This is a genomic window from Campylobacter sp. 2018MI10 (genome assembly GCF_018501175.1).
GTDB lineage: Bacteria > Campylobacterota > Campylobacteria > Campylobacterales > Campylobacteraceae > Campylobacter_E.
Genome location: NZ_JAHCZD010000026.1, coordinates 1 through 16,501, shown reverse-complemented (window position 1 = coordinate 16,501; position 16,501 = coordinate 1). Strand labels below are relative to the sequence as shown.

The window sequence follows — 16,501 nt, the reverse complement described above, 5'->3', positions numbered from 1 at the left end:
ATTTAAAATTAACAATAAAACTATTTAAAATAACGATTTGCTAGAAGCAAATAAAAAGCTTGAATTATATGTTATTAAACTTAAAAAACACTTAAACATAAAAATATTTTTGGAATTTAGGGATTAAAATTTTTTTTATGTGCTAATTTGCCTTGATTTTTGATAAGCAAAACCTCACTTAAAATACTAAACGCAATTTCTCTTGGCTCCTGATTTGCAATATCTAAACCTATAGGAGCATAAATTTTATTAAATAATTCGGCACTAAAATTATCTTTAATCAGCTCATCTTTAATGAATTTATGTTTAGTTTTACTTCCAATAACACCAACATATTTTGCATTTTTATCTATTACATTTTTTAAGCATTTATAATCATCTAAATGAGATTTTGTAACAATAATTACATAAGTATTATCATCAATATCTAAAAAACTCAAATCTTCATAATTGCTGAAATATTCTTCATTTGCTAAACCTTGCAAATAATCTTGCCTATCATCAATTAAAATTGAATAAAAACCTAAATATTTTGATAAAAATAGTATTTCTTTACCAATATGTCCTGCTCCACATATTATTAATTTTGCTTTTTGATTAATAATTTTTATATAACCACTCGCAAGCCCGCCGCACTGCATTTTTAAATCTCCATTCGGTGTTAATTCGTGATTAAAAATTTTACTTTTATTATTTTCTAAACATTCTTTAGCTTCTTTTAAAACTTCAAATTCTAATTTACCACCACCTATACTTCCAATGCTTGTGCCATCGCTAAATAAAGCCATCATAGAACCTGCATTTCTAGGAGTGCTGCCACTTGATTTGGTAAGAGTTATTAAGGCAATTTTTTCATTTTTCTCACATCTTTTATACATTTCTTTTATTATCAATTCATCCATTTTTATTCCTATTTTCAAAATACATCAAAGCTTCAAGAACCCCACCACCTATGCTCCTAGCCTTATCTGAAATACTAAAGCAATTTTCATATTCACTAATTCTTGGGTCAATATCTGCAATTTTAAGACCCTTTACTACTTCAAAATTATCATCAATAATACCTCTTAAAAGCCCACTTATACTAGCTTTAACAGGTGTATTATCAATATATGCAATAATTTCTTTTTCTTTTACCATATCCCCTATCTTAGCACTCGCTCTAAATATTCCATTATCGTTTGCATATATTACTCTTTTTGCTCCAATTCCTTTTACTTCAGCAGGAATTCCTGTATTTTCTTCAGTAAAACCACTTAAAATAACCTTGCCTAAATTATGGCCGCGATTACTCTCAATTACAGCGTGAGCGTCAATTCCTGCACAAAACCCAGGTCCAATAGCAATCACAACAGGAGCCATATTAATATTTGTTCCTAAATTCCTTTTAGCTAAAATTGAATCAATTAAAGCCCTTGGTTTTATATAATTTAAAATATCTAAATTCTCATCAATTATAATAGGAATAAAATCTTTACAATCTAAAATCTCATCTTTATTAACTAACTTCGCTTTTATACCTTCTATTTCACAAGTTTTATCGTAAACTGCTTGAGAAAAACAAACTTTTGTTCTAATTGAACTTGGTTTTAAACATTCTAATAAAAGTATCTTAAAACCTGCTCTAAAAAGCCTAGCAGCAATACCACTAGCAATATCACCCGCTCCTCTAATAATTACAAATTCGCTCATCAATCAACCTTAAATCTTCTTTAGTATCTATATCTTTTCCTTCTAATTCATCATATAAATCAACAAAAATTACTTTATCTTTATATTTTTGAATTAGCACTCTTCCACCGCTATCATTATCTAATTCGCACAATTCTTTAAAATATTTTTTATCAAAAATAGTAGGCAAGGAATTAATATTATTAAATCTAGGAACAACAATATAATTTTCTTTATATTTTGAAATGATAGTTTTTATTGAATTAGTTTTTAAAAATATTTGATCAATCGGTAAAAATATTGCGTAATCATAATCTAAAACATTGTTTAAAGCTATTTTTATACTTGTATTTTGACCCTTATTAAAAGCATTTAAAACCACATTAAAATCTTTATAATTTGTCTTTAAATACTCGTAATTATTCTCATTAGCAACTATTTTAATATCCATATTAAGCTCTAAAGTTTTTTGAATAATCAAATCAATAAAATAAGTATTTTTATATTTTAAAAATGATTTATTTAAACCAAGCCTTCTTGAATATCCAGCTGCTAAAATAATACAAATTCCTTTCAAAAATTAAGCCTTATATATTTTTCTTCTTTTAAAAAACCAGCTAATAATCTAAAATTTTTTAATCTTTTTGCAAGTTCATTTAATACTTTTAAATCATCGCATCTATTAAAAAAAATAAAATTATCAGAATTTAAACTAATATTTTCAAACATTTTTAAACAAATTTTTTCTATTAAATCAATACTTAAAATATCATTTTTACTCACTTCAAATACTTTCAAAAAATCATCAAACCTATGAATGAAATTCTCATTTAATTGATAATTTAATAAATGAAGTGGAATAATTCCTATTATTTTATTGGTATTTTCTAAAATAACAGGCTCATTATTTTTCCAAACTTTATAAGGCAATTCCTTAGCTCCATCAGCTTCATATATAAACAAATCACAATTTTTATAAAAATCACTAAAATCATCTAAAGCATTTACTTTATTGTCAATAATTTTTCCACATAAATTAACGCCTTTTTTAAGATTTATAATACTTGTTTGATTATATAGATTATTAAAATTTATATCTTTTACTTCATACATTTTTGTACTTGTTGTAAGAATTGTGATTTTATCTTGATTTTGTTTAGCTAGATTATAAGCAAAAGTGGTCTTCCCACCAGAGCCTATAATCGCAATTTTGTCTTTATATTTAATATCTAAAGCTTCATTTAGCATTATTTGCAGTATCTTCTATGGCTTGAAAGATTTTTTTATATCCTGTGCAACGACATAGATTACCAGACACACCTCGCCTTATTTCAAACTTAGTAGGCATTTTATTTTTACTAAGCAAAGCAGTTGATGAAATAATAAACCCAGGAGTGCAAAATCCACACTGAACAGCCCCATTTTTTACAAAATTTTCTTGTAAAAGACTTAAGCCATCAAAAGGGGTTAAACCTTCTATAGTAGTTATTTTTTTACCATCAGCCCAAGCTGCTAAATAAATACAGCTATTTACATTTTTACCATCAACTAAAACAGCACAAGCTCCACATTCACCAACACTACAGCCTTCTTTAGTTCCACTTAGTTGCAATACATTTCTTATTAATTCAAGCAATGACATTCTAGGGTCAATGTGTAATTCATAAAATTTATCATTTATATAAGTTTTAATTTTCATAATTTTTTCCTATTAATTCATAAATAGCTCTTTTTGTAAGCGTTGTTAAAAGATTATTTCTAAAATCTTTAGAAGCTCTCCAAGAATCTCTTGCCTTTGTTTCATTTAAAATATTATTAGCAATTTTTTCAATATTTTCCTTAGTTAATTTTAAACCTTTTGCTAATTTTTCACTTTCTTTAGCTCTAATAGGAGTAGGAGCAGCAACTCCATAAGCTAATTTTAAATCAATTATCTCATCATTATTAGTTTTTAACATAACACTAACTCCAATTGTAGCTATATCCATAGCATTTCTTTGAGCAAATTTTATATATTTACTAACATAACCATTAAAAGATTTTTTAGGAATTTTAATACTTGTTAAAATATCTCCTTTTTCTAATTTAACAACACCAGAACTAATATAAAAATCATTTATAGCAATTTCTTTGCGTGTGTCTTCGTTGTAAATAACTAAAATCGCATCAAGAGTAAAAAGACTTGAAGCACTATCAGCAGAAGTTGCACCATTGCAAATATTTCCACCTATTGTAGCCATATTTCTAATTTGCGGGCCACCAACTAGAGCAGCTGCTTGTTTTAGATTTGTTAAATTATTTTTTATAATTTCATTATTTTCTATATCATCAAAAGTGCATAATGCGCCTATATGAATAAACTCATCATCAATTGTTATGGTTTTTAATTCTTTTAAAGTATTAATTCCTATTAAATGCTTATTTGCATATTTTTTATCCAAACTTCTAAGTTTAATTAAAATATCAGTTCCGCCTGCAATTAATACCGAATCATCTATAGTTTTTAATAGCCTACTAGCTTCATTAACGCTTTTTGCTTCCGTGTAATTACTTAAATAATACATTCTTTATCCTTAGCTTGAAAAAATCTTTCTGGTGTTATTGGAATTTGATTAAACTCTATATTTGTAGCATCAAGCACTGCATTTCTAATAGCAGGTGCAGGAGAACACATAGGAGGTTCACCTAAAGACTTATTACCAAATGGACCATAAGGGTCATAATTATCAACAAAACTAACATCTAAATCAGGAACATCAAGTGCAGTTGGAACTTTATAATCTAAAAGATTATTATTTAAAATCTTACCTGTTTTTTTGTCATATTTTAATTCTTCTAATAAAGCATAAGGAATTGCCATTCCCATTCCACCTTCTACTTGAGAGCTTGCTAAAAGTGGATTTAATACCTTACCAGCATCATGAACATTTAAAATATCTAATATCTCTATTTTTCCTGTATTCATATCAACTTCAACCATAGCCATAGTAATACCATAACTATAAGAATTTGTATGGCAATTTACACTTGCAAATGCCGATAAACTTTTAGCCTTTTGCCAATCATAAGTAGTGTGTAAAGCAAAATCAGCCAAACTCATTAAAACTTCTTTATTCTTAAAAACAATATTTGCATTTTCTAAATCAAGATTTGCAAAATCAACATCTTTTAATCTCGCTGCTGCTTTTAATATTTTTGTTTTTAATTTTAAAGCAGCTTCTTTTACTGCAAGCCCTGTTACATAGCTTTGTCTTGAAGCATAAGCTCCTGTATCAAATGGAGCCGTATCTGTATCAGTATTTGCATCAACTATAACCCAATCATAAGGAATACTTAAAACTTCTGCTGCCATTTGAGCTAAAACCGTATCAGAACCTTGTCCGATTTCAGTTGAACCTAGCATTAATTTAATATGTGCATCTTGATTTAATATTACTCTAGCTGCTGCTATTTCTAGGCCCTTTGGATAAACACCTGTTGTATAAGTAAAAGTTGCAAGCCCTACTCCACGCTTTTTATAAGGGTGTTTAAATTCTTTACAGGCTTTTTGTTTTTCATAGTAATTAAATTTCTCTTTAGCAACCTCAATACATTCTTTTAATTTAGCTGATTTTTGAATAACTTGATTTAGTGGATTTAAAACATCATTTCCTACTATATTTTTTTCTCTAAAACTAATAGAATCAAAACCCATTTTTCTAGCTACATTTTCCATAAAACTTTCTATAAAAAACATAACCTGTGGAACTCCATATCCTCTCATAGCCCCAGCTGTTGCTATATTTGTATGAACGGTTTTAATGTCATATCTAAAGTTAGGAATATTATATAAAGATAATAAAACTCCACCACCTTTAATACCAACCGAATGAGTATGAGATGCGTAAGCTCCTTTATTTGATAATACTTCTATATCTAAAGCATTTATAAAGCCATCTTTACTAATACCCATTTTTGCTTTATATTCCATTTCGTGTCTTGTTCTTGTATATGCGATACTTTCTTCTCTATCAAGTGCAATTTGAACAATTTCTCCACCCATAGCCATAGATAAAGCAACGCAAAGTGGCTCTATTGTTACTTCTTGTTTATTACCAAAACCACCACCAACAAAAGGTTTTATTACTCTAAAATAACTCCAATGTTTTTCAAAAACTTCGCCTAAAATTCTTCTTAAAATATGTGGAATTTGAGTTGAACTTACTACCACATAACGATTATCTTGGTCTTTATAAGCATAAGCAATCTGATTTTCCATATGGCAATGTTGTTGTAAAGGAACTTTAAATGTATCACTAAAAACATAATCGCTATTAGCTAAAGCCGATTCTACATCTCCAACTTTACTAATAGTATGAGCCATTATATTGCTATCTAAATCCTCATGAATTTTCGCAGCTCCTTCTTGCATTGCTTCTTGTGGGGTTAGATAAAAAGGAAGCTCATCATATTCAACCTTTACCTTACTTACAGCAATTTTTGCAGCTAAATCAGTGGTTGCAATAACAGCTGCTATTTCATCTCCAAACAATCTAACATGCTCTGTTAAAATGGTTCTATCATACCTATCTCTAGTCTTTGGGTCTAATCCAAACGGATGACCTGCGGTTGCAAACTTAGTTTTTGGCATATCTTTATAAGTTAAAATTTTAATAACCCCATCAACCTTTAAAGCTTCGCTAAAATCAAAACTTTTAACATATCCATGTGCTATGCTAGATCTTACTATTCTTGCATAAAACTTTTTCTTAGTAGGAATATCAGCAGTATAAATTGCCTTACCTGTAACTTTAGCGTAAGCATCCCATCTTGTTTCACTTTTACCTATCGTTTTAAATTCTTCTTTCATACTCACCCTTATTTATCTTTTGCAAAAATTAAAGAAGCTATCATAGAAATTACACAAACTCCTACTATGCTATCTTTAAAAACCCAACTTATATAACCTGGCAAATTACTAGTAATTTCAGGATGGACTCCAAACCCATACCCAAGACCAAAAGTAATACCTAATATCATTACATTTTTGTTGCTAAATCCAGCATAAGCTACAATCTTAATACCATTTATCAAAATCATAGCAAAAATCATAATAACTGCACCCCCTAAAACACTATCTGGAATAGTCCTAAAAACAGCTCCTAATTTAGGAATAAAAGCTGATACTATAATAAAAAAAGCACCTAAAGCTATGCAATATTTATTTATAATTTTTGTCATTGCTATTATTCCTGCATTTTGACCATAAGCTGTATTAGGTAAAGCATTTAACAAACTAGCCACCATACAACCAACACCATCTGCTAAAATAGCTCCACTGATTTCTTTTTCTTTAGCACACCTATTAAAAGCTGCTACGGTAATTCCATTAACATTTCCGATAGTTTCTAAACTTGTGATTATATAAACGATAATGGCACTTACAATAGGGGCTAGTTCAAAATGAAATTCATTAATTAAAATAATTGGAATAGGCAAGCTAAACCAACTTGCTTCACTAATAATACTAGTATCTACTCTACCTACCATATAAGCTAAAAAATATCCCACAACAAGACCTATTAAAATAGCTGAAACTTTAAAGATACCCTTTGCAAATCGTTGAATAGCAATAATGATTGCAAAAGTGCTAAAAGATAAACATAAATTAATAATATCACCATAAGTTCCCATTTTTTTAGCAGCTAAACCACCCGCACAATAATTAACACCTACATCTAATAAATTAATGCCGATTGCAATTAATACAACACCTATTACTAATTCAGATAAAATCTTTGTAATATATTTGTAAGCAAAACCAATAAATATAGTAATTATACTGCCTATAAGAGAAGAAGCTAAAATTGCACTAAAACCATAAGTATTTGCAACACTTATAGCTGTTGGCACAAAAGCAAATGTAGTCCCCATAACTATTGGAAGATTAGCACCTATTTGGATATTTTTATATTTGATTGGATAAAGTTGCAGAAGAGTTACTATGCCAGAAGCTAGCATAGCTGATTGGATTAAACTGATACTTTCTTGCGTGGATATTACAATACTCGTGCTATTTAATACCCCTATAATTATCAAAATGGGGGCTAAATTTCCTGTAAACATAGCAAGAACATGCTGCATTCCCAAAGGAAGTGCTACAAAAAACGGGGGTTTTCCTTCTAGTTGGTAAATTAAATTCTTATTTTTCATCACACACTTTCATTTTAGATAAAAGTGATTATATAAAATCTTACTTAAAATCATCTTGATATTTATTGATAATGCTAAAACATAAGTAGAATTAAATTCCTAAGTTAAATAATAAAAATATATTTATACTAAAAAAATAATCATTATAAAATCTCATATATAAATATTAATTTATAACAAGGCTAAAATAAATCATATTTAAATATAAAACCGAAAAATTAATTCCGATTTTATATTTAAATTCCTAAATATTTTTTGCGAATATTATCATCGTTTGCAAGGTCAATTCCTTTGCCTTCTAAAACGATTTTACCATTTTCTAAAACATAAGCCCTATCGCTTATTTTTAATGCTTGTTGGGCGTTTTGCTCTACTAATAAAATAGTAATTCCTTCATTTTTTAAAACCTTAATTATCTCAAAAACTTCTCCTACAATCTTAGGTGCAAGTCCTAGACTTGGCTCATCTAACATAAGTAATTTTGGCTCTCCCATTAAAGCTCTTGAGATTGCTAACATTTGTGCTTCTCCACCACTTAAATTCCTTGCTAAGGTATTGTTCTTTTGCTTTAAGCGTGGGAACAATCTATACATTTGCTCTTTTAAATGCTCGTAATTATCAGCATTATAAAACGCCCCCATTTTAAGATTATCTTCTATGCTAAGATTTGCAAAAACTCTTCTTCCTTCTGGCACAAGGCTAATTCCTTTTTGAACTAGAGTATGAGTTTTATGCCTTTCTATTTCATAACCTAAAAAATTAATCTCCCCACTACGCTTAGGAATATTCAAAATCGCATTTAAAGTGCTAGTTTTACCTGCTCCGTTACTGCCTACTATACTTACGATTTCTCCTGAGTTTATATGAAAACTAATATCATCAACAGCTTTAATCAAACCATAATGAACGCTTAAGTTTTTAACCTTTAACATTAAAAATCTCCTAAATATGCTTTAATTACTTCATTATTATTAACTGCTTCTTTTGGTGAGCCTAAGAAAATACTCTTACCATAATCAAGCACTAAAACCCTATCACATAAGCTATTTACAAACTTCATATCATGCTCAATCAACACTATACTAAGCTCTTTTTTAAGAGTAGTTATAATATCTGCTAATTCATTGCTCTCAGTCCCATTCATTCCTGCTACAGGCTCATCAAGTAATAATAATTTTGGTTTTAGTGCTAATGCTCTTGCTATTTCTAATTTTCTTTGCTCTCCATAACTTAATTCGGTTGATTTTGCATTAGCTAAATGAGAGATTTTAAGAGTATTTAGTATTTTTATCGCTTCTTCTCTTGCTTGTTTTTCAGCCTTTTTATATCTTGCAATATGCAAAAACGCTTCAAAAATATTGTAATTAATACTACAATTTAGCCCTATTAAAACATTCTCAAGCACACTCATAGATGAAAATAATCTAATATTTTGAAAAGTCCTTGCAATGCCTAATTTTGTGATTTCTAATTGATTTAGATTTGTAATGTTTTTATTATCAAAAATAATCTCGCCCGAACTTGGCTTATAAGCTCCTGAAATTATATTAAATAAAGTAGTTTTCCCCGCTCCATTAGGCCCAATAAGTCCAAAAACTTCACCTTTTTTAACACTAAGATTTGCATTATTTATAGCCTTTACTCCACCAAAATTCTTATCAATATTCTTAAGCTCTAAAATCATTTTTTAAACCTTTTAAAAATAATATCGCTTAGCTCCTTATCGCCAAAAATCCCACGCCTTGCAAATAGCATTACTAAAATTAATATGATAGAAAACACAAGCATTCTAAGTCCTGGCAAGCCTTTTGTCTCATAACCAAAAATATTCATAGGTTCATCTAAAAATCTAAGCCACTCACTTCCACCAATTACTAAAATAGCTCCAATAATTGCTCCTGTAGTGCTTCCTAACCCGCCTAAAACTATGATAATTAATAATTGAAATGTAAATAAAAAGTCAAATTGTTCAGGCGTAACACTTGTGATATAACAAGCTAAAAGCCCACCTGCTACACCTTCTAAAAAAGCACTAGTCCCAAAAGCTAAAGTCTTAATCCTAAAAGTATTAATCCCCATAGCTAAAGCTGCATCTTCATCATCTCTTACAGCCTTCATTGCTCTGCCGTATTTTGAATAAATGATATTAAGTATTAAAACAACGCTAATAATAGTAATAATTCCAACTATATATAAAAAATTATTTGGTTTTGGAATTTCATTTAACCCTTGCACTCCGTTTGTAAAAGCTGCGAAATTAAGTGCAATTAATTTAATAATTATCCCAAATCCAAGCGTAACGATAGCTAAATAATCTCCCCTTACACGAAAAACAGCAAAGCTTAAGATTAAAGATAAAACCAAAGCACCAAAACCACCCGCTAATAAAGCTATAAAAAAGCTATCAGTATGAAATGATAAAATAAATGGATGCGGGTCTAATAAGCTAAATTGATCTTGCTTAGCTTCAATATCAAGCAATAATAAAGCCGTAATATAAGCACCAACTGCTACAAAACCATTAGGCTCTAGGCTAAATTGCCCTGTTACACCATTGATTAGATTATAAGATACTGCCAAGATTATAAAAATACTAATATTTATAAAAGTTCTTAAAGCATAATCACTCAAGCAATATTGAGCCGCAAAAATGCTTAAAACTGCTAAGATTAAAATGATTATTGAAAATATATTTTTCATTAAAATCTACTCCTTTCATAATCTTGTCCCATAATTCCTGTTGGTTTAAACAATAAAACAAATACTAAGAATATAAATGCAAAACCATCTTTAAACCCTGCTAAATCAGGCACAAAAGCTACTATTAAAACTTCGCAAAATCCAATTATAAGCCCACCAAGAACAGCTCCACCAACGCTACCAATACCACCTAAAACAGCAGCTCCAAAAGCCTTAAGCCCTATTAAAACTCCCATATTAGGGTCAATTTGTGGATATTTACACGCCCAAAAAATCCCGCCAATACAAGCTAACATTGAGCCTAGTGCAAATACAAAAGCTATAATTTTATTAGCATCAATTCCCATTAAAGCAACGGTTGAAATATCAAAAGCAAGTGCACGAATAGCAATTCCATATTTGCTTTTATACAAAATCAATAAAACAGCTATTAAAATAATAATAGTTAAAGTTGGAATTATCAAATCAAGCAAAGACATTCTAATATCAAATAAATTAATAGGATTTATCAAAATACTCGGTGCATTAAATGGTTGTGGTGTGCTTGTAAATAATACATTTATTAGATTTTCTAAGAAAAACGAAACTCCAATAGCAGTTATTAATAGTGAAATTCTAGGAGAATTTCTAAGTGGCTTATAAGCAATCTTATCAATGCTAATTCCAAGTGCAATACAAATTAATATAGCAAAACCAAAAGCAGGTATAAACGGAAAGGCAAAAAAATTAAGTGCAAATAAACAAGCATACGAGCCTATCATCATAATATCGCCGTGAGCAAAATTGATAAGCCTTAAAACTCCATAAACCATAGTATATCCAATAGCAATTAGTGCATACATTGAGCCTAGTGAAAAGCCATTGAAAATCTGTTGAATAAGTAGCGTCGAACTCATTAAAAACCTTTTTTGAAAATAAAAAGAAATATTAATAAACTAAGCTTAATTTCATAATAATTTTTAAGATTAATTATAAGAATTTGTAAATTCGTAACACTTTTTTACAAAATTACAAAAATTATATTTAATCTTTTAAATATTATTTATAAAAATCCTTAGGAAAAGGCTTTAATATGCTATTGCTTAATTCTTTAGCCATTAAGCTTTCAAATTCTAAGTCTTTGCTTACTTTTTTGCTCTCAATTACCTTGCCTTTATCAAGGACTAAAACTTCATCACAAAATAATTTTATAATCCTTAAATCATGAGTTATTACGATATAGCTTAAATCCTTTTGAAGATTTTTTAAAGTCTTTAAAATCTTTGCTTGAATTAATACATCTAATGAACTTGTAGCTTCATCTAAAATAAGTATTTTTGGCTTAATTGAAATAGCTCTTGCTATGCTTAGCCTTTGTAATTGTCCCCCACTTAACATTGAGCATTTTTTATCTAATAAGTCTTGATTTAATTCTAATAATTCTAAGCATTCTAAAGCTCTTTTTTTAATCTCGCTTTTACTAAAATTAGTAAGATTTTCTAAAGGTTCAATCAAGGCTTCATAAACGCTAAAATCAGGGTTAAAAGATGCTCTTGAGTCTTGAAAGACTATTTGAATTATTTTTTTATACTCTTTATTATCTTGTATTTTTACATTGTTTAAAAACACATTTCCAGAATTTGCTTTGTAAATATTAGCAATGATTTTTGCTAAAGTGCTTTTGCCACTTCCACTAATTCCTAAAATACCTAAAGAATTATTCTCATCTAAATTAAAGCTAACTCCATTTAAAACTTGAGTATATTTATCGCTAAATAAATTTGAGTTTTTATATGAATATGAGATATTTTCTACCTTAAGCATTGCTAACTCCATATAATGATAAATGTGAATTAATTAATTCTTTTGTTATATTTGCTTGTGGGTTTTTAAATATATCAATACAAGTTGCTTCTTCAACAATCCTTGCATTATCCATAACATAAACATAATCAGCAAGTCTTGCAACCACTCCAAAATCATGAGTTATTAACAATATCCCTATTTTGCTTGATATTTCTTCTAATATATCTAAAACTGCAGCTTGAGAAATCAAATCCAAATCACTCGTAGGCTCATCAGCTATTATAAATTTCGCACGAGATACTAAGGCTAAAGCTATCATAATTCTTTGAAGCATTCCGCCACTGCATTCGTGTGGATAAAGATTTAAAACGCTTTCGTTCAATTTAACTTTATTTAAAATCTCTTTTATATATTCATTATCAATTTTTAAATTCCTTGCCTTTAAAGTCTCATAAAAGCAGTTTTTGATACTAAATAAAGGATTAAAAGCTGTTCTTGGATTTTGCATAATACAAGCAATATTTTGCTTTGAATTATCATCTAAACAAATACTCCCGCTAAGCTTTAAATTATTTGCTACATATCCCATAATAGCTGTTGCTATTAGGCTTTTTCCACTTCCACTAAGCCCTAATAAAGCCGTGATTTTTCCACTTTGTATATTCATACTAACATTATTTACTAAGGCTGTATCTTTATAAAATATATTTAAATTTTTTACTATTATTTTATCCATGACTTTCAACTTGTATTAAATTTTCAAATTTATCTCTTAAAATATCGCCTAATAAATTAAAAGCAATAATTACAATTAACATAGCAATTCCAGGATATAAAATAAGCTCATAATGAGTTAAAATATAATCTTTTGTTTCAGCTATCATTATCCCCCATTCAGCCTGTGGTGCTTTTACCCCAAGCCCAAGCAAACTAAGACCTGAAATATGCAGCATTATATGCCCCAAATCAAGTGTGCTTAATACCAGTAGCTGCATACAAATAGGCTTTGCAAAATGCTTTTTAAAAATCTTAAAATTACTAGCTCCACAAGTTTTGCTAATTAATACATATTCAGTATTTTTTAACTTTAAAACAATGCTTCTAATAATCCTTGCATACCAAGCCCAGTGAGTTAAAGCAATGGCTATAATTATATTTAATAAACCAGTTCCTAAAATCCCTACGAAAAATAAAGCCAAAACAATAGTAGGAAAGCATAAAAATATATCACAAATTCTCATTAAAAAATTATCAATTTTATTATTTGAAAATCCAGCTATAAAACCTACACTAACGCCTAAAACTATTATTATAATAATGGTTGAAAAGGTAGCTAGAATTGAAATATAAGCACCTTCTAAAATCCTTGAGAAAATATCTCGCCCTAAATGATCAGTCCCAAAAATATGCAATAATGAATTACTAGCAAATTTATTCGCTAAATTAATCTCATTTGCACTATAAGGTGCATAATATTTACCAAATAAAGCAAGTAAGATTATAAAAGCACATAAAAAATACACGAAATATTCATAAATTTTCTTACTCATATCTAATCCTTGGGTCAATTATCGCATATAAAATATCAGTGATTAAATTAATTAAAATAAACACAAAACACATCATCATACTAAAAGCTTGAATTACAGGATAATCACTATAATAAATAGCACTTACAGCATAACGACCAACTCCAGGATAAGCAAAAATATTTTCAATCACCAAAGCCCCACCAAAAAGCTCGGCTATATGCATACCAAAAGCAGTTATTAAAGGTAGTAAAGAATTAAATAAAATATGTTTTGAGTATATCTTATACTTTCCTACGCCACGCATTTTTGCATAAGCTATAAATCTTTCATTACAAGCTTGTAAAAAATTAATCCTAATAAATCTAGCATTAATGGCAATTGACATAAAAGATATTGCTAATGCAGGCATTATTAAATGATTAATCCCACCTATGCCAAAAGGAGGTAATAAATTAAGCTCAACAGAAAAAAATAAAATAAATAATAAACCAAGCCAAAAACTAGGAGTGCTAACACCTAAAAATGAAAAAATTCTTACAAAATAATCAAAAAAATGATTTTTATAAATTGCAGAAAACACCCCAAAAGGAATAGAGATTATAAAAGTTATAAGCAAGGCAAATGATGTTAGCTTTAAAGTATTTCCTAAGTATTCAAACAAATCAGGTGCGATTTTACGATTAGTAAAATAAGATGTCCCAAAATCTAATTGCAAGGCGTTTTTTATCCAAACTATATATTGAGTAATTATTGGCTCATTTAAGCCTAGCATAATTCTTGTATGCTCTATCGCTTCATCAGTTGGTGCTATCCCACTAACTTGCAAATAATTCATAACAGCATCAGTTCCATTTAGCCTAATTAATAAAAAAATAAAAATTGATGCTAAAAATAAGCAAATAATGGCATATAAAGTTCTTTTTAATATGAATTTTTTCATACTACTCCTTAATTTCTATATCATCAAAAGGAATTTCATATTTTAAAATACTCGTTTTAACTCCTTTTAATTTAGGACTTGCAACGCATATATTTGTATGATATACAATAGGAATATATACCGCTTCATCGTGTAAGATTGTAAGTATTTCTTTAGCTAGTTTAGATTTTTCATCTTTATTCATTGTTTGAGATAATTTTTCTATATTTTCATCAATTAGTGGTTTTTGCTTTAATCCAATTTGAGCCATATAATCAGCGTGAGCTGGTGCAACCATAGAAGCCATAAAAATTTCAGGCTCATAAGGAGCTCCCCAAGTAGCATTAAAGATTAATTCAAATTCCCCATTTCTATGTCTTTTATAAAATATAGTGCTTTCATTAGCTTGTAAGATTAGATTAATTCCTATTTCTTTTAAATTCGCTTGTAATACTTCTGATATAGCCTTTTGCTCTGCATTAATGCCTATATAAGAAATCACTATATCTAATCTTTTGCCATCTTTTTCTAAAAAGCCATTTTTAAATTCCCAACCATTATCAAGTAATAATTGCTTAGCTTTTTTAGGATTATATTCGTATGCACTTCTATCAATTTTACCATTTGGCACATTATCATCATAGAAAAAATCAGCCTTTGGTCTTGTCCCATAGAAAACATATTTGCTAATTTCATCTTTATTAATAGCCATATTAATAGCCTTTCTTACATTAATATCATTTGTTGGATATTTTGCTGTATTTTGTGCTATTAAAATAGTGCTAAGTGGCTTTGAGATTAGCGTTTGATAATCGCTTTTTTGCAAGTTTATAAAATCTTCTAAGCTAATTTCTCCATCAGTATAAATATAATCAATTTCTTTTGTTTTTAGAGCTATTACTTTTGAGCTTGGATCAGGAATTATTTTACATACTATACTATCAATTTTAGCTTTTTCGCCCCAATAATTTTCGTTTTTAACAAACTTATCATAAACGCCTAATTTAGTATCAACGAATTTCCATTTACCTGTGCCAATTGGTGCTTTTATACCATCTTTTGTATTATTATCAATCATAGCACTTGGAGCTATAAATCTAAAAGGACGAATAAGACTAAGTTCTCTTAAAGTAGGTTCATAAATATGTTTTAAATGAAGCTTTACTTCATAATCATTAACCACTTCAAGATAATCAAAAGCCCTTACAAGTGCAAAAGAAATATGCCTTTGTTTATTAGCAAAAATTGCATCAAAATTAAGCTTTACTGCATTTGCATTAAAGTCTTCTCCATTAGAAAACTTAACTCCTTTTCTAAGATAAAAAGTATATACCAAACCATCTTCGCTAATCTCCCATGAAGTTGCTAGGCTAGGTATTATTTGATTATCTTGCGAGTATGAGACAAATCCTTCATAAACCATATTTTGAGCAAACATTTCATTTGGAGAATACAAATGTGGATTTAGTTCTCCTACATTTTTAGAAGTAGCTACTTTTAGCTCACTTGAATTTAAAAAACTAATTAATAAAATAAATACAAAAAATAATTTTTTCATTTTAATCCTTTATATTGTTTCTGGCTGAATAGTAATATGATGTATATTAAACTCATTCTTAAGTAAAGCATTAAGCTTTTGTAAAACACTTTTAAACTCATTTAAATCATCTAAGATTATATGAGCTGTTAGTATATGATAATC

The 16,501-nt window shown here is 28.7% G+C and carries 18 protein-coding genes; all 18 read right to left on the bottom strand.

Features of this window, described 5'->3' with window-relative positions:
* Nucleotides 1–116: 116 nt before the first annotated feature.
* Nucleotides 117–902 (bottom strand): XdhC family protein, encoded by a 786-nt coding sequence (locus KJR01_RS09200; protein ID WP_214118867.1) that lies wholly within the window; start codon nucleotides 900–902, stop codon nucleotides 117–119.
* Nucleotides 895–1,692, bottom strand: a complete 798-nt coding sequence (gene yqeB / locus KJR01_RS09195; RefSeq protein ID WP_214118865.1) for a selenium-dependent molybdenum cofactor biosynthesis protein YqeB — start codon at nucleotides 1,690–1,692, stop codon at nucleotides 895–897. Before yqeB ends, KJR01_RS09200 begins: the two co-directional genes overlap by 8 nt.
* Nucleotides 1,670–2,248, bottom strand: coding sequence for an NTP transferase domain-containing protein (locus tag KJR01_RS09190; RefSeq protein ID WP_214118863.1), 579 nt, complete (start codon nucleotides 2,246–2,248; stop codon nucleotides 1,670–1,672). The genes yqeB and KJR01_RS09190 overlap by 23 nt, the downstream gene beginning before the upstream one ends.
* On the bottom strand, nucleotides 2,245–2,919 hold the full coding sequence (gene yqeC, locus KJR01_RS09185; protein ID WP_214118861.1) for a selenium cofactor biosynthesis protein YqeC: 675 nt from the start codon (nucleotides 2,917–2,919) through the stop codon (nucleotides 2,245–2,247). Before yqeC ends, KJR01_RS09190 begins: the two co-directional genes overlap by 4 nt.
* Entirely contained in the window at nucleotides 2,909–3,370 is a 462-nt protein-coding gene (locus KJR01_RS09180) for a (2Fe-2S)-binding protein (protein ID WP_214118859.1), read from the bottom strand. The genes yqeC and KJR01_RS09180 overlap by 11 nt, the downstream gene beginning before the upstream one ends.
* Complete coding sequence (gene xdhB / locus KJR01_RS09175) at nucleotides 3,360–4,235, bottom strand: xanthine dehydrogenase subunit XdhB (RefSeq protein ID WP_214118857.1); 876 nt, start codon at nucleotides 4,233–4,235, stop codon at nucleotides 3,360–3,362. The genes KJR01_RS09180 and xdhB overlap by 11 nt, the downstream gene beginning before the upstream one ends.
* Nucleotides 4,223–6,520, bottom strand: a complete 2,298-nt coding sequence (gene xdhA, locus KJR01_RS09170; protein WP_214118855.1) for a xanthine dehydrogenase subunit XdhA — start codon at nucleotides 6,518–6,520, stop codon at nucleotides 4,223–4,225. The genes xdhB and xdhA overlap by 13 nt, the downstream gene beginning before the upstream one ends.
* Nucleotides 6,521–6,528: 8 nt before the next feature.
* Nucleotides 6,529–7,863, bottom strand: a complete 1,335-nt coding sequence (locus KJR01_RS09165; RefSeq protein WP_214118853.1) for a uracil-xanthine permease family protein — start codon at nucleotides 7,861–7,863, stop codon at nucleotides 6,529–6,531.
* Nucleotides 7,864–8,099: 236 nt separating this feature from the next.
* Complete coding sequence (locus KJR01_RS09160) at nucleotides 8,100–8,795, bottom strand: ABC transporter ATP-binding protein (protein WP_214118851.1); 696 nt, start codon at nucleotides 8,793–8,795, stop codon at nucleotides 8,100–8,102.
* Nucleotides 8,795–9,547 (bottom strand): ABC transporter ATP-binding protein, encoded by a 753-nt coding sequence (locus KJR01_RS09155; RefSeq protein WP_214118849.1) that lies wholly within the window; start codon nucleotides 9,545–9,547, stop codon nucleotides 8,795–8,797. The genes KJR01_RS09160 and KJR01_RS09155 overlap by 1 nt, the downstream gene beginning before the upstream one ends.
* Nucleotides 9,544–10,563: a branched-chain amino acid ABC transporter permease gene (locus KJR01_RS09150; protein WP_214118847.1), complete on the bottom strand. Its 1,020-nt coding sequence runs from the start codon at nucleotides 10,561–10,563 to the stop codon at nucleotides 9,544–9,546. The genes KJR01_RS09155 and KJR01_RS09150 overlap by 4 nt, the downstream gene beginning before the upstream one ends.
* Nucleotides 10,563–11,459, bottom strand: coding sequence for a branched-chain amino acid ABC transporter permease (locus KJR01_RS09145; protein WP_214118846.1), 897 nt, complete (start codon nucleotides 11,457–11,459; stop codon nucleotides 10,563–10,565). Before KJR01_RS09145 ends, KJR01_RS09150 begins: the two co-directional genes overlap by 1 nt.
* Nucleotides 11,460–11,601: 142 nt before the next feature.
* Nucleotides 11,602–12,366 carry an ABC transporter ATP-binding protein gene (locus KJR01_RS09140; RefSeq protein ID WP_214118845.1) on the bottom strand — a complete coding sequence of 255 codons (765 nt, stop codon included), beginning with the start codon at nucleotides 12,364–12,366 and terminating at the stop codon, nucleotides 11,602–11,604.
* Nucleotides 12,359–13,084: an ABC transporter ATP-binding protein gene (locus tag KJR01_RS09135; RefSeq protein WP_214118843.1), complete on the bottom strand. Its 726-nt coding sequence runs from the start codon at nucleotides 13,082–13,084 to the stop codon at nucleotides 12,359–12,361. Before KJR01_RS09135 ends, KJR01_RS09140 begins: the two co-directional genes overlap by 8 nt.
* Complete coding sequence (gene nikC, locus KJR01_RS09130) at nucleotides 13,077–13,898, bottom strand: nickel ABC transporter permease subunit NikC (RefSeq protein ID WP_214118841.1); 822 nt, start codon at nucleotides 13,896–13,898, stop codon at nucleotides 13,077–13,079. Before nikC ends, KJR01_RS09135 begins: the two co-directional genes overlap by 8 nt.
* Nucleotides 13,891–14,820 (bottom strand): ABC transporter permease subunit, encoded by a 930-nt coding sequence (locus KJR01_RS09125; protein ID WP_214118837.1) that lies wholly within the window; start codon nucleotides 14,818–14,820, stop codon nucleotides 13,891–13,893. The genes nikC and KJR01_RS09125 overlap by 8 nt, the downstream gene beginning before the upstream one ends.
* 1 nt (nucleotide 14,821) lies before the next feature.
* Nucleotides 14,822–16,357: a nickel ABC transporter substrate-binding protein gene (gene nikA / locus KJR01_RS09120; RefSeq protein WP_214118835.1), complete on the bottom strand. Its 1,536-nt coding sequence runs from the start codon at nucleotides 16,355–16,357 to the stop codon at nucleotides 14,822–14,824.
* A gap of 9 nt (nucleotides 16,358–16,366) precedes the next feature.
* Complete coding sequence (locus tag KJR01_RS10600; protein ID WP_442862439.1) at nucleotides 16,367–16,492, bottom strand: cation transporter dimerization domain-containing protein; 126 nt, start codon at nucleotides 16,490–16,492, stop codon at nucleotides 16,367–16,369.
* Between the last annotated feature and the right edge of the window lie 9 nt (nucleotides 16,493–16,501).